This window comes from Pontixanthobacter luteolus, from assembly GCF_947494915.1.
GTDB lineage: Bacteria > Pseudomonadota > Alphaproteobacteria > Sphingomonadales > Sphingomonadaceae > Pontixanthobacter > Pontixanthobacter luteolus.
In genome coordinates, this window is sequence record NZ_CANLWR010000002.1 from 390,742 (window position 1) to 409,615 (window position 18,874).

An 18,874-nucleotide genomic window follows, 5' to 3' on the forward strand; every position below is an offset into this window, starting at 1 on the left:
AATAGGGTGCAATCGCGGTGCCTGCGATCATCGCATATTTGCCCAGAAGCACGCGATCGACTAGCTAAGGCGTGAGAGGATTTGGGGCATGAGATATTGGTTTTTGGTCGTAATGGTCGCGTGTCTCGCGGCCGTCAGCCCGGTTCATGCGAAGAGTGAGCCAATCGCCTCAACCTATGACGACATCGTCGTTTACGAGGCCGCCAAAATCATCACGATGGAGCCCGGCTATCCGCAAGCCAAATATGTTGCTGTTTCCGATGGCATCGTCGTCGCGGTTGCACAGAACCTTGAAGAGCTCGCACCGTGGACCGATGGACGGCGCGTAACGGTCGACCGCCAATTTGCATCGCAAGTCCTCATGCCAGGCTTCGTCGAGCCTCATATCCATCCGATGCAGACGATCATGATGCTGCCGCTTCCATTTATCAGTCCGGAGGCGTGGGATTTGCCGGGGCGCCATTATCCCGGCGTTAAAGGCGAGGAGGAATACGATGCGCGGCTGCGTGAAGCGCTTGCCGAAAGCGAGGAAGAGCTGTTCATCACTTGGGGGCATCACCGCCTGTTTCATGGCGAGATGACCCGGCAGAAGCTTGATGCAATCGCGCCCGATCGTGCGGTTGTTATTTGGCAGCGCAGTTTCCATGAAATCATTGCCAACACCAAAGCGCTCGAATTGCTCGACATCGGGACGCAGAAGGCTTTCGTAGCCGAATTTGATCGCCCCGGCATCGACCCGTCGCATGCCGACTTTGCGACCGGCGTTATCCATGAAACAGCCTTGTTCAATGGTGTCGAGAAGTTGCGCCCTTACCTCTTCTCTCCGCAGAAAATGCAGCAGGGCCTGGTCGAGATGCGCCAGATGATGCTGGAGAACGGCGTCACAACAAGCGCCGATCTTGCTTTTGGCGGTTTCGGCGGGATCGAAGCGGAAGCGCCGCTGTTCAAGAGCTTTTATGACCAGGATGACACGCCTTCACGCATCCTCGCGATACCGGTTGCTCCATCGGTCGAAGGCGACCCGAATGACTGGCTAGCAAGAACGAGCGGTAAATATGGGAGCGAGAAATTCTTCTTCTCGGACCGCGTAAAGCTGTTCGCTGACGGGGCATTCTTTGCCCAGTTCATGCAGATGAACCCGCCCGGCTACAGCGATGGCCACGAAGGCAAATGGATTACCGAACCGGACGTTCTTGAGGAACAGGCAAAGCGTTTCTGGGACGCGGGCTGGAGCCTGCACACGCATGTCAACGGGGACAAAGGCGCTGATGTCTTGCTTGGCATTCTCGAACGCCTCCCGGAACGCGAAGCGCAGGACCGCGTGCTCGAACATCTGGGCTATTCAACCGAAGCGCAGAACCGGCGCATTGGCGAAATGGGATTGATGGTTTCCGCTCAGCCGAATTACATCCGCATCCTTGGTGATGCCTATGCGCGAAGCGGCCTTGGGCCTGATCGTGCGGCCCAGATGAACCGGCTCGGCTCCCTTGAGCGCAAAGGGGTGCCGCTTGGTCTTCACAGCGATTTCAATATGGCCCCGATTGACCCGCTCTATCTGGCGTGGGTCGCCAGCACCCGGATTACCCTTGAAGGCAATGAGAAGGCTCCTCAGGAGCGGCTTAGCCTGGAGAAGGCGCTTCGTGCGATAACGATCGAGGCGGCGCAGGTCATCGGGCTCGATGATCAGGTCGGCAGTATTGCTTCTGGGAAAAAAGCGGACTTTGTTGTGCTGGACCGCGACCCTTTTGCGAGCGGCGCAAAAGCGCTGAACGATGTGCAGATACACGGCGTTATATTTGAGGGCAGATGGTTCTCTGCGCAATGAAATCGCCGCCGCTCCAGACAAATGCAGGTCCAGCAAAGCTGAGCATCTGCTAGCGGCCGCATGTTACTGGACAACAGCTGACCCAAGCCCTGGCGGGTCAATCCTCCCGTTTGTCTCCGCCCCAGCGGAACGGGGTGTGCCAGCGCGGTGCCACTATCTCTCCACGCGAAAGCCTGAGGGCAAGTCCGATCATCGTCCCGACCGCAATGGCGACGGTGAGGTCTACCAGCACCGTCATTGCAGCGGTCCCTAGAAGCAAAGCCAGGTCAGCCTTGGGCAACCGCAATCGATCCGGCCAGCGGTGCGGTTCGCTCATCGTCCAGGCAGTAACGACCAGCAAGGCTGCGAGTGCAGGTAATGCGAGTGCGCCTGCAATTGGCGCTGCCAAGAGCAAGACAAGCAGAACGACAAGGGCATGGATCATCCCAGCAACTGGTGTGCGTCCGCCGGCATTCACATTGGTTGCCGTGCGGGCAATCGCGCCGGTCGCTGGCAGGCCTCCAAAGAGCGGCGAGGCAATGTTGGCGGCCCCTTGTGCGATCAGCTCCGCATTCGAACGGTGAGCGCCGCCGATCATCCGGTCTGCTACGATTGCGGAGAGGAGGGATTCTATCCCCGCAAGAAAAGCAATAGTGAGTGCTGACGGAAGCAGCGCTACCAGTTGGTCAGCACTGATTTTCGGAAGCGACGGCATCGGGAAGGTATCTGCCAGCGCGCCATATCTCGCGCTCACCGTCTCTACCGGAGCAAAGCCAAGCGCCGTCGCAACACTGGCGAGCACCACCACCAGCACCAGCCACGGTATTCGTGGTGCCAGACGGCGCAGGATCAAGATTGCCGCCACTGCGCCAACGCCCATTGCGATGCTTGCAGGATCGATGGACTGCCGCATCGCCCAGAGGACTTCAAGTTTTGGCACAAAGTCGGCAGGCAATGCGGGGCCGGTCATCCCAGCAAGATCCTTGAGCTGGCTGATCGCGATCACCACCGCGATGCCAATCGTAAATCCTTCGATGACCGCTTCGGGAACGTGGCGAATAAGGCGCCCCGCACGCAGGAGGCCCGCCAGCAAGAGGATCAGCCCTGCCATCACCGAGGCAATCAGCAAGCCGTCAAAGCCATGCTCGTGGATGATAGCGTAGACCACCACGATGAACGCTCCGGTCGGGCCGCCGATCTGCACCCGGCTGCCGCCAAGAGCCGAAATTAGAAACCCGGCCACAATCGCTGTTACCAAGCCGGCAGCAGGTGGCGCGCCTGACGCAATTGCGATGGCAATACTGAGCGGAAGTGCGACGAGCGCAACGGTCACACCGGCAAGAGCGTCGGCCCCGAACTGACTCCACGAGTAGTCACGTATGGTTGTGAGTATCTTGGGTTTCACACCCACTCAATACATGGTTGGCCGGAATATGGCATGCACCAACTCGGCCGCTACCCTCAAACGCAGTTCAGCAATAGACTGTCCGCAATCGGGTCGTTAGCTGCCCGTCCGCTCCCGGCGCGTCGCGAGCTCGGCAAATTAGTCTCGAACTGAGGGTGGGAGCGGACATAGGCCTAGCCGCTGAACCGTTGACTATTCGGGAGGCGAATTGATCATCACATGTGACCAGAGATCGCCGCTCGCCATGACATATGGCATCAACGCCTCATCCCCCGTGACAAGCCCCAGATCTTCCTCTGTGACAAATCCTAGATCTTCCGCCGTTGCATTGGGGATGTGTATTGACTGCCACCGCCACATCTCGTCGGTCCAGGCGGTACCGTCCTTCGTGAGCGCCGTGATTGGGCCTAGCATGCGATAACCGGCGGTCGGTCTCATGGTCATGTGGAACGTGCCCGCTTCCATCTCCTGCTCGATGCGTGCGTCGATGTCTGCCCGGGAAATGCCTTCAGCGGAAAGCCGCCTAACGCGATACAAATAGGGGATGAAGTCGCGATGGTAGCAGCGGACATCGAAAGTTACGTCGTCTGGCCGGTCAGCGATACAGACCATCTTGCCATCTCCGCTTCGCAGAGCGGTGACATTGCCTTCGCTGTCGAGCGAGACGATCGAGGCACTTTCGCGAAGCTCGGGTGGCAGCGGGAGAGTGGCGCTCGCGAACGGAGCCGAAGACGCAAGCGCGGCGATGAATGCAAGTGCCGACAAGGAAACCTCCTTTTGCAAGCCGAGATGCGACCGCCTGCCCGCCGTTTAGAACAGAGTTCGCCCATGTCCGCAAATCAAGGGGGGAAAGTGGAAGTCCTGACAGGCTCGATTTCCAACCGCCATTGGGCCGCTTCACGGATGACAGCCCCTGAGCCGAGAATTGCTTGATGCGACCCTGATAATTTATCCGGACCTACGAGCCGGGGGCAGCGGCCCTGCCGGCTGTTTCCAGACCTTGTCTTGCCAAGAGGCGACCAGGCGAAAATGCCAGCGCCTTCTCGAATGCCTGGCCAGCCTCTTTGTAACGACCGAGCGCGAGGAGTTCCTCGCCAAGCAATTCCCAACTTGGCTTCTCGATTGCAGGCGGCCCGAAGACAACGGGCAATTCGGCTTCCGCCTCGGCGGCAGCCCTAAGCAGGGCAAGACCCTGTTCGATGTCGCCGCCTTCCAGCGTCATGATGGCTTGCCCTTGCGCGATGGTACGTTCAGCCCAGGCCGGAAGGGTTTTCTCATCAGGCATCTCGCTTGGGAGAGCATCCATAAGAGAAGCGTATAGCCTTTCCATTTCGGATTGCGCTGCCACGACCGCGTCGGAATCTCCGCGTGACTTTAGCAACTCCGCATATGCCATGTTGAATTGCGCCTTAAGAAAATTATCGGGAGGCCAAGAAACAGGGGTAGGCCACTCTCCGCTGGCGATGCCCCAATGCAGCGCAATGTTAGCGTAGCTGCTGCTCGCTGATCTCCATCCTCCAGTTCGGCCGAATTCGTCTGCCCTGCCAAATTCGGCGACAGCTTCCGCGCGACAGCCCTCGACAATCGGGCTTGCATCCTTGCCTTGCTGCGCAAGAGAATAGGCGAGCCACTCGTTGTAATGACCGCAATCGGTTGGCTCCCTGCCCATAGCAATTCGCTGTCGATCCACCACTGCGTCGGCGTTGATGTTGGCCGTCTCGGATGCTTCCCAATTTCCCAAGGCGTGAAAGATATGACTGACCATGTGTTGTGCATGACCAGCGTCGGGTGCGATTGCGGCGTAGCGGGCGGCTGCACGCTCCCCTAGCGGCGCATGCACCGGGTCATCGTAGGAATGGATTAGGTAGTGAAGAATTCCTGGGTGAGACGGATGGGTCACGAACCCTTCCTCCAGTATCCCAGCGGCCTTCATGTAAAGTGGTATTTGCCGACCGCCATGCGATGATCCCAAGATTGCCAACGCGTAAAACGCCCGCGCGTCGATATCCGTCTTTTCGCTTGCGTACATGTCCCGCATCTTTTCCAGATAGGCGAGGTCGCGGTCTTGCTTGGATCCTTCTCCGTACAGCGCTTCAACGGCAGCAAGCCATTGTTGCTCCTTTGCCGAGCGAGCACTTTTCGCTCGATGCCCGGACGTGGACCCCAACTTTGACAGCGCCGCAAGCGCGGCATCGCGATCCTGTTGTTCCCACAGCGGATGATTATGCGTCATTGCCTCGCCCCAATAGGCCATGACGAATTGAGGGTCGGCCATTTGAGCCGCTTTGAAAGCGGAAGCCGCCCGAGCATATTCAAAATTATGCAGCAGCGCGAGGCCTTCGAGGAAATGAGCTTCGGCATTAGCCTCGGCTGTCGTCGTCATGACCATTTCCGCCGTGCCCACACCATCGTCCTCTTGGGCAAGGAGAGGCAATGGCAAAAGCATGAGACCTGGAGCGATCACACCCACTGCGAAATTTCTCATGAAGTGCCCCTATTTTTCAAAGATCATATCCGACGAGAACATAGACTCCACTCTTGTGCAAGCGTGGGCCTGTGGTCTTGGTCAGAAATGTCGCGGGCGGAAATGCGGGAGCCAACAGGCTGTCATGCGAAGGCCGAGGACGTCCGATACACAGGGTCCGCAATCGGGCCGTTAGCGGAAATTCGGCTTGCGCAAACTTCCTCAGCAAAGCGGACAATCTGCTAGCGACCCGTTAGAGGCTCCCCCCCATCCGAGTATGCGCTGATGCGGAATTGTCGCGGGAACAGGACCTGGTTGCGTCACAAGCATCACCCACCCGATACCGACACAGGCACCAAGCTTTACGCACTCCCCGTAGGGAACCGTTCTAACACTAAGCGGAAGTGATGGTGCTGCTAGAGAGAATTGAACTCTCGACCTCGTCATTACCAAAGCAAAGGGTGCTTTCGGTAAAGGTAAATATTGTCAATGGTGTCGACCTGATCCGGAGTGGCATTTTATCAATGGCCCACGCGGTTCCTAAACGGTGGTGAGTTCTGCAATTAGACTTTTTCTACTGAAACCACTTTGGCACACTAAAATTCACAAAAGTGACCTGCGCCATACCTGCATTGTGCATAGCTGAGCAGCACGGCTTTTTTGTTTGAAGCATTTGGATTTGTTTCGTAATTCGAAGCATTGCGAGCGAACGAGGGAAATAGAATTGGCATATCAAACACCGATAACGATCAAAGAAGCGATCGATCGTATCCGAAAGAAGCAATACGTTCTTCCCTCAATCCAGCGAGAGTTTGTATGGGATACTGATCAGATTGAGACGTTGTTCGACTCGCTTATGAGAGATTACCCGATCAGCACCTTTCTGTTCTGGCAGGTGGACAAGGGCAAGATCAAAGACTTCCAGTTTTATGAATTTCTGAATCACTACCATCAGAAGAAGAGAACGCACAACGAGAAGGCTGATTTAGGCAGCGATGAGTCGGTTATCGCTTTGCTCGATGGACAACAACGGCTCACTTCCTTGTACATCGCCCTGACTGGAAGCTACGCAAAGAAAGCACCATATTACAGCTGGGATAGCGAAAACGGTTTCCCTGTTAAGCGCCTCTATCTCAATCTATTAAAGCCATCCGACGAGCTCGAAGCAGAGTACGATTTTAAGTTTCTGACCGAAGAAGAATTTGACGAGAAAAAAGACGGTTCGTTTTGGTTTCGATGCGGTGATGTTTTAGCGTTCGACGAGCCGAGTAAAGTGTCTGACTATCTGGTTGACAATGATCTTTTGAATACAGCCATATATTCCAAAGAAGAGTCCAAATTTGCCAACAATACCCTTAATTTATTCGCCAATGTAGTCCATCAGAAGGGTACAATCAGCTACTATCTCGAAAAGGGTGAAGAGCTTGATAAAGTTCTCCAGATTTTCATCCGTATTAACAGCGGTGGGACCAAGCTCAGCTATTCCGACTTGCTGCTGTCGATCGCTACAGCGCAGTGGGAAGAGCGTGATGCCCGTGAGGTGATTCACGAGTTCGTTGATGAGATTAACGGGCTCGGTGACGGGTTCAATTTCAACAAGGATATCGTCCTCAAGGCTTGCCTCGTTCTTTCCGATTTCGACGTAAAATTCATGGTCGACAACTTTACCAAAGAAAACATGGCTGTGATTGAGCAGAACTGGGACAAAATCAGCAGCGCAATGCGCTCTGCCATCCAGCTCATTGCAAAATTTGGATACAGCCGAGACAACCTGCGCGCGACCAACACCGTCATTCCAATCGCTTACTACATCTACAAGAATGGGTTCGGAGACAAAATCCTGCATTCAGGAAGCCGTGAAGCTGACAGGCTTGCCATCAAAGAATGGCTGGCCAGGGTCTTGCTCAAGGGCACCTTCGGCGGGCAGCCCGACTCGATCTATCCGAAAATGCGCGATCTCATCAATGAGAACACTGGCGAATTCCCGCTTCGGCAGATTATAGAATACTATAAAGGCCGCCGTAAATCGATCGCATTTAGTGAGGACGATATCGACAACCTGCTCGACCAAAAATACGGTCACGCAATCACATTCAGTACGCTTTCACTGTTGTATCCCGGACTGAACAAGAGTTTCAAATATCATCAGGACCACATCCATCCGAAGTCACTGTTCAAAAAGAAACTTTTGAAAAAAGAAGGGATGAGCGATGAGAAAATTGATAAGTACCTCGCCCGCGTGAACGAACTCGCAAACCTTCAATTGATGCAGGAGACGCAAAACATCGAGAAAAGTGCAAAACCTTTCGCTGATTGGTTGAGCGATACATATCCGGGCAAAGCCGACCAAGATAGCTTCCTATTGCAAAACCACATTACGGCAGAGATGCCGCTTGATTTTGATCGCTTCAACAAGTTCTACAAGCTTCGGCGTGCGCTGTTGAGAAAGAAGCTAGCCAAACTTCTTAGAGCCGGAGGGAGCCAGCAGACTTGATCCTGAATCCAGTGACTGTCTGTAAATTTCTGAGACTCAATATCGTCGTTATGAGTGTAGAATGACATTCCTTCACCAAGGCAAACTCGATGGGTTTTGCGGGTTATATGCTACCACTCATTTGGCGACCGTACTTTCGGGCAGAGAGTATGAGTCAGCCACCGAAAAGCTGTTTTATCAACTTCTCAGAGCGATCGAAAAACATGGGCGTTTAACTGCCGCTAAGATTGCTGGACCTGATTGTGGCTATACAGACCTTATGATTGCAGAGGCTTTCAATGCACTGTCTTCTCGCCAGCGAGCAGGGCTCAGAGCGATAGCGTTCCGCAAACGAGCATTTCAAATTTCTGCTTACAGCCGGAACGCATGGCGCTGCTTCGATGCAAACGGAGGTTTGGTTATCCAAGAGGCAGCAGGGACGCATTGGCTTGCAACGAGCAGTTTAATGCGATCTGGTAGCTATTTATGTTTCGATCCATCGCTAGATGAACCAAAGTTATCGAGAGAGCGGATTGCATGGGATCAAGGTATTTTCTTGGCTCCAAGCCAAGTGATCAAGAAACTTTGAAAAAGTCCTCCAAAAAATAGAAAAGGGCCGGACCTAACCAAGTCCCCAATGAAGGGAACCCAGTCAGGTCCGGTTCTGTTGCCGCTAAGCCCCCTGCGACCAGTTCACGGCCAGCTTGGAAGCTCGTGCTTCCGCAGCCGCCATCAGTTGTTCGTCTGCCAGATGAGCGTAGCGCTCCCTCATTTTCACATTCAATTTTGGTCCGCTTCGCCAAGAAGACTCATTTTAGTTTTTCAGCCTCGAAATGGTGCTTTTGTAAAACCAATCAGTTCGACTGTATCTTAGGAATAAGCCACGTTGATGGTAACGGCACCAACATCTGACGGTAGGTGGGCCAAAATTTTCTTTATCTCAGCACCATCAATACAAATGCATCCTTCGCTCCAACTCTGCGATTTCCCTTTGTGAATAAAGATGCCGTTCTTGCCCGTCTGGCTATCCGGCAGATAGATGGCGGGCCACCCTTTGGAAGCCATCGTCGTCTTCGAACCCGTGTACTTTTTCGCTGGAATGAGGTTTCCCGCATGTTCCCACGATTTCGTACACAAAATTTCTGAGCCATCCCGCAAATAGGTCAACATCCCCTCACCAGACATGAGGTTATATCTCGTGATTCTAATTACGTGATCCATTACATTCCTCAAGTCCGCACGGCTGAGACGTTTGGTTTCGAAGAGCAAGTCCAGCTCTATCGGTCACTCGGGCCAAAGCCAAAAAAGCCAAGAATTTTTCTAAGCAACCGCTTTCGCTTAACACTCGCCGGGCGGGAAGTTGCATCACCAGTCTCGGCTTCCACGCAGAGATGGTCCGTCTCAGCAGCTGTTCCATCGCTTTCGAAGGCAACAGGGAACGGATTTCGAGCGCAGGCCGGAAAGTTGTAATTTGCCGCTTTAAGCTCCGGACGAGCCAGAATTTGTCCTGCCATAGGGTCAGGGAACAGCGACAAGAAGACCGAGCGGCGCAACCCTTCATCTATGAACAATGAGAGGCCTTTGCGGTCGCTATCAAGCGGCCCCCAACCAAAGTTACGCTCGGACGCCTTCACCGGCTCGGCATCACCAGAGGACCTCGGGTATGGCAATCCATATGGCTGCCATTGGTGATTTCCATCAATTGAACGCAAGGACTCGAGCAAAATCGATTGCCGCTTGCCGTTCTGAAAATTACCCAAATTGTTAGATGGTCCGCCCATTTTCCAGACGAATCTCTCCAAACCTGCTTGGCTTAAAAGTGAAAGTTGCGAGAATTTCACGGCATAATTCAATGCTTTAAACCGTTCTGGATTTAGTGCGTCGTTAGCTAAACCGATGTCTTTGTGTATCTCATCAGAAACATTTTCAAATTTAAGAAGCTTTTTCCCATCAGCGTCTGCTGCTGAGCGAAAAACCTCATTCAATTTGGATTTGGTCGCGTATTCCGGGCGCACTATCAGTTCTATGAAATCGCCAGTTGTTCCATCCGGCGACGCAAACTTTGCCAATTCTATTCCAGCAGTCTCAACTTCTCTGGTCAAATTTCCACGGAATTCCTCTTTCAGATCCGCAAAATCTTGCATGACTGATTTAATAGGCTCGGGATGCGAATTGATTACGAATGCATCGAAATCCTTTTGAATTTGCGCCAGACTGTCGCGTGCAAAGCAACTCGCTTCACCCAGTTGATGTGGGATGCCCATGAATGCAACACCGTGGCACCCGAACCATTCGACGTATTCACCAACCGCACCTTCTTCGCCAGTGGCCATTTTCTTAGCCACGACCAAGCTAGTGTCGATGAACGCTTCGCTCGCCTTATCAACGCCAGTCTCCCAATTTTTTAGAGGCCCTGAGATCAGATCGAGATGAGCGAGTAGCTTCTCCAAATCTCCTTTACCGAATTGAAGCTCAGCCAATTGCTCTTGTGCTACGGCTATAGCGACTTCAGCATCAGCGACAGCCTTTCTGGAATTTACCGTAAGATCGAGTTCAGCTTGATACTTGGTACTTGCCAAATCATACGCAGCACGCGCTGCCTTCCTTGAATCTTCGAAACCGACCTTCAGCGCTTCGGCCTCCGCTTGCTGTCTTGTTGCTTCGATCTTAATTGCTGTTTGCGCAGCGACGCGCGTAGCCTCGTTGTTAATATTATCTCTGGCCTCGCGAAGTTTTCTCTTCGCCCTATCCCGATCCCTCTTTAAATCCTTCAATCCCTCTCTGCATACTGGGCTAAGGCCACATAACGTATCTTCAATCTCACTTACTAGATCATCCACCTTATCTTTCAAACGACCTATTGAGCTTCTAGCTTGATCAGCCGAATTTCTTATTTGGCCTATTTTATTTTCGGCATTTATTACACTATTGCGATGGCTCTGTATATGGTTGGCATTGTGCTCCAAATCATCGATCGCACCATCTAGCGATTGCTTCGCGGCATCTAGCGCCTTCTTTTCTTCAGCCAGCTTTCCTTCTTGAAGCTTTAGCGCTTCCTTCAGAAAGCCGAGATCAACCTTCAAATCTCGAATATCTATTTCAAATTGCGCTTCAATAGGAATGAGTGCGGCAATAATTGGAGCTATGCTGTCTTCCAAATCGTCCACCGCATCGGCCATCTGGCCAACGGATTCTTTAACCGTATACATCGCCGGAATATGCAGTGCGATCCCGGAGCGGGCCGAATTGACAGCAGCGCTTTTGTTATAAATGAGATTGTCTCTCAAGAACTTTGTAGGAACCTTCAAATCTTCGACGTTGACCTCACTCTGCGGCAGCCGAGTATCGATATATTTTTCCAAAACGAAATGTCTGATCTCTACGCGCCGTTCGTCGGCCAAAACGAACTCGTCTCCAGCATAGTTATTCACGTAAGTATGCGCGAATGTATCGCTCGCGGCGTGCACTAGGTAGCCCGCCGCAAAAGCCAATTCCTTTCCTGAGCTTGCTTTCTGATAGAGATGGTTCAGCCAATCACTTGTTTTCCAACCGTTTTCGACTCCGGGATGGACAACAGTTTGGCCTGCGATAATATCAGGGAACCCATCCGGGCCAATCGCCCCTGCCAAAAAATGGTCAGGATAATCTCTGATGCTTTGACAAACGTCTTTAGGAAGTCTGGCTTTCTCGAGACCAATTTGCGTGCGACAGTTATCGTCTAAGTCGTCAATAATTTGCTGTGCTATCCAAAGATGGGTGTTCAAGCCGAAAGCCGCAGCCTGATTTGCTTGGGCGCTCCCAAGCAACACGGAGCCCAAAAGTATGCCTCTTATTTTCTTTGATTTAATCAAATTACCCCCCTCTTGATAATAAGCAAAACTATATTCAGCATTGTTAGGTCGCTGCAAGAAATATTAAAATTCTGACCACTGGTCTCGCAAGCCGTCAAATTGTACGCTCATGTTTTAGTATTTCACCGTCAACAACATTTGAGCAGATGATCGCAAATGCGTCATGTTCATCCCGCGTCAGTTGTTGAAGGAACGCCGAAGTACGTACCCAAAATTAAGGGGCCTATATAGATAGCTAGCCATTAGGGGCGGCTGCGAATAACGGTGGGGACTGAAGTGTTTTGCCGAACCCAGTCTTTTGTGTCGGGGCATATCCAGCTTATCATCTGCAAAATTGCCCCATATTTTAGCCTTGGTAATGCTTCCAATCCCTGCCCAATGGCGTTGACCAGCCGAACAGCCTTTAAACCATGAGCCGCGCAATTGCCTGTTTTAGGTGATGATGCGGTTAGACGAGCTGAACCTCTGACCAAAGCACCACCCACCCGATACCCACACAGGCACCAAGGTTTGCGCGCTCCCCGCAGGGAACCGGTCTGACACTAAGCGGAAGTGATGGTGCTGCTAGAGAGAATTGAACTCTCGACCTCGTCATTACCAATGACGCGCTCTACCACTGAGCTACAGCAGCGCTCCAATCAAGGCGCGCCCTATTGTCGCGCAGCCTCCTAAAGTCAACCCGCTTGATAGCGAAAAGCTTGAGCAGCCGCATCAATATTGGCAAGGGATGTCCAAATGTCTGACCAAACCGCCAAATCGACCGAGAATCTGTCCCGCGAGGAACGGCTCGCTGCAAAATTGCGCGAAAATTTGCGCCGCAGAAAGTCGCAGGCGCGGCAAATGGGCGAATCAGACCAAGAAATGCTTCCCAAAACGGACGCTGAAAGCTAACCGCAACTGCTCCCGAAACGCTTAGGAGCGCCGTCCCTTGCCTACCCTGATCCTAGTTCGCCATGGCCAGAGCCAATGGAACCTCGAGAACCGTTTCACCGGATGGTGGGATGTCGACCTGACGGAAAAGGGCGTGGAAGAGGCGATAGCCGCAGGAAAGCTCCTTGCCGACAAGGGCGTTTTCCCGACCGTTTCCTTCACATCGGTGCAGACCCGGGCGATCAAGACGCTGAATCTGGCGCTGGAGGCGGCAGATCGCCTGTGGATTCCCACAACCAAGGACTGGCGCCTGAACGAACGGCACTATGGCGGGCTAACCGGCCTCAACAAGCAGGAAACCCGTGACAAGCACGGCGATGAACAGGTCCATATCTGGCGCCGCAGCTTCGACGTGCCGCCCCCGCCGATGGAGCCGGGCAGCGAATACGATCTGACGCAGGACCCGCGATATGCCGGGATCGACATTCCCAACACCGAAAGCCTGAAACTAACGATCGAGCGCGTTCTGCCCTATTGGGAAAGTGCGATCCTGCCGGTGCTGACCAGCGGTGAGACAGTCATCATTTCGGCGCACGGAAATTCGCTGCGGGCTTTGGTCAAGCATCTGTCGAACATTTCCGATGACGAAATCACCGGGCTGGAAATCCCCACCGGGCAGCCGATCATTTACGAATTCGACGCCGACATGAAGCCAGGTGAGCGGCGCTATCTGAAGGATATGTGATGAGCATGGGGGAAACAGCATACGGGGCGGCCAAGGTTGCTATCGTCATGGGCAGTCAGTCAGACTGGCCGACGATGGAATGTGCAGCGAAAGTTCTGGGCGAACTGGGGGTGGAAAGCGACGTCCGTATCGTTTCCGCCCACCGCACTCCCGACCGGATGGTGGAATTTGCGAAAGGCGCATCGGCCGAAGGGATCCGCGTTATTATCGCTGGTGCCGGCGGTGCGGCGCATTTGCCGGGCATGATCGCGGCGATGACCCATCTTCCCGTGCTGGGCGTGCCAGTCCAGTCGAAAGCGCTGTCCGGCATGGATAGCCTGCTGTCGATCGTGCAGATGCCAGCGGGCGTGCCGACAGGCACTCTGGCAATTGGCGAAGCGGGCGCGACCAATGCCGGACTGCTCGCCGCATCGATACTCGCCACGAGCGATCCGGCGCTGACCAGCCGGCTTATCGCTTGGCGCGATGCGCGCAGCAATGCGGTCGCAGATCGGCCGGACCGATAATGGTACCGGCAGGGGGAACGATCGGGATCCTGGGCGGCGGCCAGCTTGGCCGCATGATGGCCATGTCCGCCGCGCAGCTAGGCTATCGCTGCATCACCTTCTCTCCGGAAAAGGACGGTGTCGCGGGTCAGGTTTCCAACGATTATTTTGCCAACAAATGGGCCGATGGCCCGGCGCTGGCCGCTTTTGCCCAGCAATGCGACGTGATCACGTGGGAATTCGAGAATGTCCCGGTCGAGCCTCTGAGGGCAATCGACGGGCAGCTGTTCCCGAACCTGCGGGCTCTTGAAACAGCGCAGGACCGGCTCAACGAAAAACGCTTCGTACAGGATCTGGGCGGACAGCCCGCGGCGTATTCGGTCATCGATTCGCACGCCGACCTCATGTCCGCCGTCGACCGTATCGGCGCACCCGGCATCCTGAAGACCCGCCGCGACGGGTATGACGGGAAAGGTCAGTGGCGCATCGATTCGGCGCGCGATGCAGAGGGTATCCGCCTGCCTGATACCGCGACGATCTATGAAGGTTTCGTGGAATTCTTCGCCGAGTTTTCCGTCATCCTTGTTCGCGGCCAAGACGGAGAAATCCGGTTCTGGGACAGCGCCGAGAATGTCCATAAGGACGGCATTCTCGCTACCTCCACCCTGCCCGCCAGCGACCGGGTTCGTGAACAGGTAGAAGGCGCGCGAACGCTCGCGTCCAATATCGCAGGCGCGCTTGGCTATGTAGGTGTCCTGACCTGCGAATTTTTCGCCACCAATGCAGGCCCGGTTTTCAACGAAATGGCCCCGCGGGTCCACAATTCGGGCCATTGGTCGATCGAAGGCGCAGTAACCAGCCAGTTCGAAAACCATATCCGCGCAGTGTGCGGCCTTCCGCTGGGCGGAACCGCAACGATTGCCCACGGCGTCGTTATGGAAAACCTGATCGGCAAGGATGCGAAGACCGCGCTGGACCGGCTGTCCGAAGCTGACACCCATGTGCATCTGTACGGCAAGGCAAAAGCGCGCGAAGGGCGCAAGATGGGCCATATTACGCGAATAGAGCGCACTTGATGGCGCAGGCCAAAGAGAACCCGGACCAGACCGTCGTGCTGATCTATGCGCGGGCGGAAAATGGCGCGATCGGCAAGGACGGGCAGCTCCCCTGGCACCTGCCCGCCGACCTCAAAAGGTTCAAGGCGCTGACCATGGGCACGCCGATGATCATGGGCCGCAAGACATTCGAGAGCCTGCCCGGCCTCCTTCCCGGGCGCCGCCACATCGTGCTGACGCGCCGCGAGCGGTGGGACAGTGAAGGCGCCGAAATCGCCCACTCTGTCGAAGAAGCGCTCTCGATGGCTGGCGAAGGCACCGTTTCGGTGATCGGCGGCGCTGCGATCTACGACGTGTTCCTGCCCCGTGCCGACCGCGTGGAACTGACGCAGTTACACGCGGAGTTCAGCGGCGACACATTCATGCCGCCGCTGGGGGCCACATGGGAAGTCACTGCGCGCGAAGATCATGCTGCCGAGAATGATCGCCCGGCCTATTCATTCCTGACGCTGGAGCGGTGCGCATGATCCGCAAGGTCATCAACGGACTGCTGGTGCTCGTCGGCATCTGCGCCGCGGCATTTTTCATCTTCGTGCCGGGCTATGTCGAACGCGATATGAACCGGATCGATGGCAAGCCATTGCCGGAAATTCGCGCCGACGCGCAGGCGCTGCACGGCACCCTGACCATCATCGACCTGCATTCCGACACGCTGATGTGGCAGCGCGATGTCCTGTCTGACCGCGTGCGCGGCCAGATGGACCTGCCCCGCCTTCAGGACGGGAATGTAGCGCTGCAAATATTCTCCAGCGTGACAAAGACCCCGACCGACCAGAATTACGATTCAAACAGCGCTGACGGCGATAACATCACTGCGCTGGTGATCGGGCAATTGCAGCCGGTTCGCACTTGGGGATCGCTGCTGGAACGGTCGCTGTATCACGCGGCAAAACTCGGCGCCGCAGTGCCGGAATCGAATGGCGCTCTGACCAGGATTTCCGCACCGGCCGAGCTTGAAAATCTGCTGACGACCCGCGGCATTGGCGATGCCAGGCCAGTCGGTGCGATGCTGAGCATCGAGGGGCTGCACAATCTTGAAGGCGATCCCGGCAATCTCGACCGGCTTTACGACGCCGGATTCCGCATGGCCGGCCTGACGCATTTCTTCGACAACGACCTCGCCGGATCGATGCATGGCGAACAAAAGGGCGGGCTGACCGTGATGGGCCGCGATGTTATCCGGCGCATGGAAGCGCGCGGCATGATCGTCGACATCGCCCATCTTAGCCATGACGGAGTCGCCGAATTGCTGCAATTCGCGCGGCGCCCGGTCGTCTCCAGCCACGGCGGAGTGCAGGCAACTTGCAAGGTGAATCGCAATCTGACCGACGATGAAATACGCGGCGTTGCGGCAACTGGCGGGATCATCGGCATCGGTTATTGGGAAGGCGCGGTTTGCGACACATCACCGCAGGCGATTGCCCGGGCGATGAAGCATGTTCGCGATCTGGTCGGCATCGAACATGTCGCGCTGGGCAGCGATTATGACGGGGCGGTGACCGTACGGTTCGACACCGCTGGCCTGGTGCATGTGACGCAGGCATTGATGGATGCGGGATTCACCGAAGACGAGATCCGCGCGGTAATGGGCGGCAATGCGCTGCGGGTCATTTCCGCAGGGCTGGAACCGGGCAGCCCGCAATGAGGTGGCTCGATCACCGCGAACCGGTGCCCGATTCGCTGCGCGGTGCGATCGTTGCACTGGGTAATTTCGACGGCTTTCACAAAGGCCACCAGGCAGTTGCCGGCGAAGCAATCCGGTGGGCGCGCGAAGAAGGCCGCCCGTCAATTGTCGCGACATTCGATCCGCATCCGGTCCGCTTCTTCAAGCCCGATGTAGAACCGTTTCGTCTGACGACGCTGGAACAGCGGCAGGAATTGTATCTTGCCGCCGGTGCCACAGCGATGCTGGTCTTCCACTTCGATGCCGAGCTAGCCGGAACCAGCGCAGAGGATTACATCGAAGACATTCTCGCGGACCGGATGGGTGCCGCCGGCGTGGTTACGGGCGAAGACTTCACCTTCGGCAAGGCGCGCGGCGGCAATGTCCAGGTGCTGGCCGATGTCGGAGCCGCGCATGGTATTAGCGCGCGCACTGTCGGGCCGGTTGGCGACAATGACGAGGTCATCTCGTCCAGCCGGATTCGCGAGGCGCTGCGCCGCGGTGATCCGCAGGAAGCCGCACGGCTGCTGACCCGGCCATTTGCCATTCGCGGGATCGTGGAGCACGGCGACAAGAGAGGCCGGGAAATCGGCTATCCCACCGCCAATCTTTCAATCGAAAACTACCTGCGCCCCAAATTCGGAATCTACGCCGTGACGGGCCGGATTCTTGCCACTGGCGAGGAGCTGAAAGGTGCCGCAAATATCGGCATCCGGCCCCAGTTCGAACCGCCGAAAGAATTGCTGGAGCCTTATTTCTTCGATTTCTCCGGCGATCTTTATGGTCAGGAAATCGAAGTCGCTTTCCATCATTTCCTCCGCCCCGAGGCGAAATTCGATTCGCTGGACGGGTTGATGGAACAGATGGAGCGTGACTGCGACAAGGCGCGGAGCCTGCTTGCATGAGACGCTGGCTGAAGCGCGTCGGCTTTGCGCTCGCACTGATGTTTGTCGGCCTGACGGTTTACAATGCCAGCTGGCTGGCCGCTGCGCCGCAGGGCGGGGTCAAGCTGGTCGCGCATCGCGGGGTGTATCAGGCGTATGACCAGTCCGATCTGGGCCGGGACGATTGCACCGCCACGCGCATTGAACAACCAGTGCATGAATTTTTGGAAAACACCGTCCCCTCTATCCGCGAGGCGGGCCGCACCGGTGCGGTGATGATCGAGGTGGACATTGCCCCGACTTCCGATGGCGAAATTGTCCTGTTCCATGACTGGGCGGCCGACTGCCGCACGAATGCCAGCGGCGATACGCGCGGCTTCACTCTCGCCGAGCTGAAGCAACTGGACGCAGGCCATGGCTACACCGCAGATGGCGGAAAGACATTTCCGTTTCGCGGCAAACATATCGGTGCAATCCCCACCTTGGCCGAAGGGATTGCCGCTGCGCCGCGCGGTCGGTTCATCTTCAACTTCAAGAGCAAGGACGCGGCCGAGGCAGACTTGCTCGCAGCCAAGCTCGAAGAAGCTGGCCGGCGGATCGATTACAACAAGGACGCATTTTACGGCGCTGACGCCCCTGTCCGCCGGATCAAGGAACTGTACCCCGATGCCTGGGCATTTTCCCAGCAGGGCGCGAAACAGTGTTCGAAGGATTACGCGCTCGTGGGCTGGTTCGGGGTCGTGCCCGACAGCTGCCGCGCCAGCGGGACCATCTTCGTCGCGCTCGATTATCAGTGGGTCATGCCCGGCTGGCCCAACCGGATGATCCAGCGGATGCAGGATGCCGGGGTCGAGATCATCATGCTCGGCCCGGTCGGATCAGACAAAGCGCCGCGCGGGATCGATCTGCCCGAACAATTGGGCGATGTTCCCAGCACCTTCAACGGCTGGCTGTGGGTGGATGATATGTATGCCGTCGGCCCCGCGCTGCGCCCCGATTTCAACACCCGGACCGAGCTGGAGGAAGAACAGCTGGCACAGGCGCTGGAACGCCGGCGGCAGGCACGCGACTGACCGCGCTCAATAGATGTTCCCTTAGGGGGCGCTTTCCGTTAA

The 18,874-nt window shown here is 55.7% G+C and carries 16 protein-coding genes and 1 tRNA gene; 11 read left to right on the forward strand and 6 right to left on the reverse strand.

What is annotated here, in order from left to right; all coding sequences use genetic code 11:
- The first annotated feature begins 88 nt into the window (after positions 1–88).
- Positions 89–1,825, forward strand: a complete 1,737-nt coding sequence (locus PO778_RS10760) for an amidohydrolase (protein ID WP_271439625.1) — start codon at positions 89–91, stop codon at positions 1,823–1,825.
- A 97-nt stretch (positions 1,826–1,922) separates the two neighbouring features.
- Here the strand turns inward: PO778_RS10760 and PO778_RS10765 are convergent, their stop codons facing one another.
- The 3 genes from PO778_RS10765 to PO778_RS10775 all read right to left on the reverse strand — a co-directional run bounded on the left by PO778_RS10765 (position 1,923) and on the right by PO778_RS10775 (position 5,679).
- A complete protein-coding gene (locus PO778_RS10765; RefSeq protein ID WP_271439626.1) occupies positions 1,923–3,215 on the reverse strand; it encodes a SulP family inorganic anion transporter in 1,293 nt (430 codons plus the stop codon).
- Between the two features lie 186 nt (positions 3,216–3,401).
- Complete coding sequence (locus PO778_RS10770) at positions 3,402–3,974, reverse strand: hypothetical protein (protein WP_271439627.1); 573 nt, start codon at positions 3,972–3,974, stop codon at positions 3,402–3,404.
- Between the two features lie 193 nt (positions 3,975–4,167).
- Complete coding sequence (locus PO778_RS10775; RefSeq protein ID WP_271439628.1) at positions 4,168–5,679, reverse strand: hypothetical protein; 1,512 nt, start codon at positions 5,677–5,679, stop codon at positions 4,168–4,170.
- 718 nt (positions 5,680–6,397) lie between these two features.
- On the opposite strand from PO778_RS10775, the gene PO778_RS10780 reads away from it, so the two are divergent.
- Together PO778_RS10780 and PO778_RS10785 are read left to right on the forward strand one after the other, a co-directional pair.
- Positions 6,398–8,167: a DUF262 domain-containing protein gene (locus PO778_RS10780; RefSeq protein ID WP_271439629.1), complete on the forward strand. Its 1,770-nt coding sequence runs from the start codon at positions 6,398–6,400 to the stop codon at positions 8,165–8,167.
- Positions 8,168–8,228: 61 nt separating this feature from the next.
- Complete coding sequence (locus PO778_RS10785; protein WP_271439630.1) at positions 8,229–8,735, forward strand: hypothetical protein; 507 nt, start codon at positions 8,229–8,231, stop codon at positions 8,733–8,735.
- 281 nt (positions 8,736–9,016) lie between these two features.
- Here PO778_RS10785 and PO778_RS10790 read toward each other — a convergent pair whose 3' ends face one another.
- The 3 genes from PO778_RS10790 to PO778_RS10800 all read right to left on the reverse strand — a co-directional run bounded on the left by PO778_RS10790 (position 9,017) and on the right by PO778_RS10800 (position 12,628).
- Entirely contained in the window at positions 9,017–9,367 is a 351-nt protein-coding gene (locus PO778_RS10790; protein WP_271439631.1) for a hypothetical protein, read from the reverse strand.
- Between the two features lie 56 nt (positions 9,368–9,423).
- Complete coding sequence (locus PO778_RS10795; protein WP_271439632.1) at positions 9,424–12,054, reverse strand: zinc dependent phospholipase C family protein; 2,631 nt, start codon at positions 12,052–12,054, stop codon at positions 9,424–9,426.
- A 499-nt stretch (positions 12,055–12,553) separates the two neighbouring features.
- A tRNA-Thr gene (locus PO778_RS10800) sits at positions 12,554–12,628 on the reverse strand.
- Positions 12,629–12,732: 104 nt separating this feature from the next.
- Here PO778_RS10800 and PO778_RS10805 point away from each other — a divergent pair.
- The 8 genes from PO778_RS10805 to PO778_RS10840 are packed head-to-tail and all read left to right on the forward strand — an operon-like array spanning position 12,733 to position 18,832.
- Positions 12,733–12,888, forward strand: coding sequence for a hypothetical protein (locus tag PO778_RS10805; RefSeq protein ID WP_202391707.1), 156 nt, complete (start codon positions 12,733–12,735; stop codon positions 12,886–12,888).
- A 37-nt stretch (positions 12,889–12,925) separates the two neighbouring features.
- Complete coding sequence (gene gpmA / locus PO778_RS10810; protein WP_160731221.1) at positions 12,926–13,612, forward strand: 2,3-diphosphoglycerate-dependent phosphoglycerate mutase; 687 nt, start codon at positions 12,926–12,928, stop codon at positions 13,610–13,612.
- A 5-nt stretch (positions 13,613–13,617) separates the two neighbouring features.
- Positions 13,618–14,118, forward strand: coding sequence for a 5-(carboxyamino)imidazole ribonucleotide mutase (gene purE, locus PO778_RS10815; protein ID WP_271439633.1), 501 nt, complete (start codon positions 13,618–13,620; stop codon positions 14,116–14,118).
- The gene (locus tag PO778_RS10820) at positions 14,118–15,173 is read left to right on the forward strand and encodes a 5-(carboxyamino)imidazole ribonucleotide synthase (RefSeq protein WP_271439634.1); all 1,056 of its coding nucleotides are present in this window, start codon (positions 14,118–14,120) and stop codon (positions 15,171–15,173) included. The genes purE and PO778_RS10820 overlap by 1 nt, the downstream gene beginning before the upstream one ends.
- Entirely contained in the window at positions 15,173–15,679 is a 507-nt protein-coding gene (locus PO778_RS10825) for a dihydrofolate reductase (protein ID WP_160731218.1), read from the forward strand. Before PO778_RS10820 ends, PO778_RS10825 begins: the two co-directional genes overlap by 1 nt.
- Positions 15,676–16,857, forward strand: coding sequence for a dipeptidase (locus tag PO778_RS10830; protein WP_271439635.1), 1,182 nt, complete (start codon positions 15,676–15,678; stop codon positions 16,855–16,857). The genes PO778_RS10825 and PO778_RS10830 overlap by 4 nt, the downstream gene beginning before the upstream one ends.
- A complete protein-coding gene (locus tag PO778_RS10835) occupies positions 16,854–17,780 on the forward strand; it encodes a bifunctional riboflavin kinase/FAD synthetase (RefSeq protein WP_271439636.1) in 927 nt (308 codons plus the stop codon). Before PO778_RS10830 ends, PO778_RS10835 begins: the two co-directional genes overlap by 4 nt.
- Positions 17,777–18,832: a glycerophosphodiester phosphodiesterase family protein gene (locus PO778_RS10840; protein ID WP_271439637.1), complete on the forward strand. Its 1,056-nt coding sequence runs from the start codon at positions 17,777–17,779 to the stop codon at positions 18,830–18,832. The genes PO778_RS10835 and PO778_RS10840 overlap by 4 nt, the downstream gene beginning before the upstream one ends.
- The last annotated feature ends 42 nt before the right edge of the window (positions 18,833–18,874 follow it).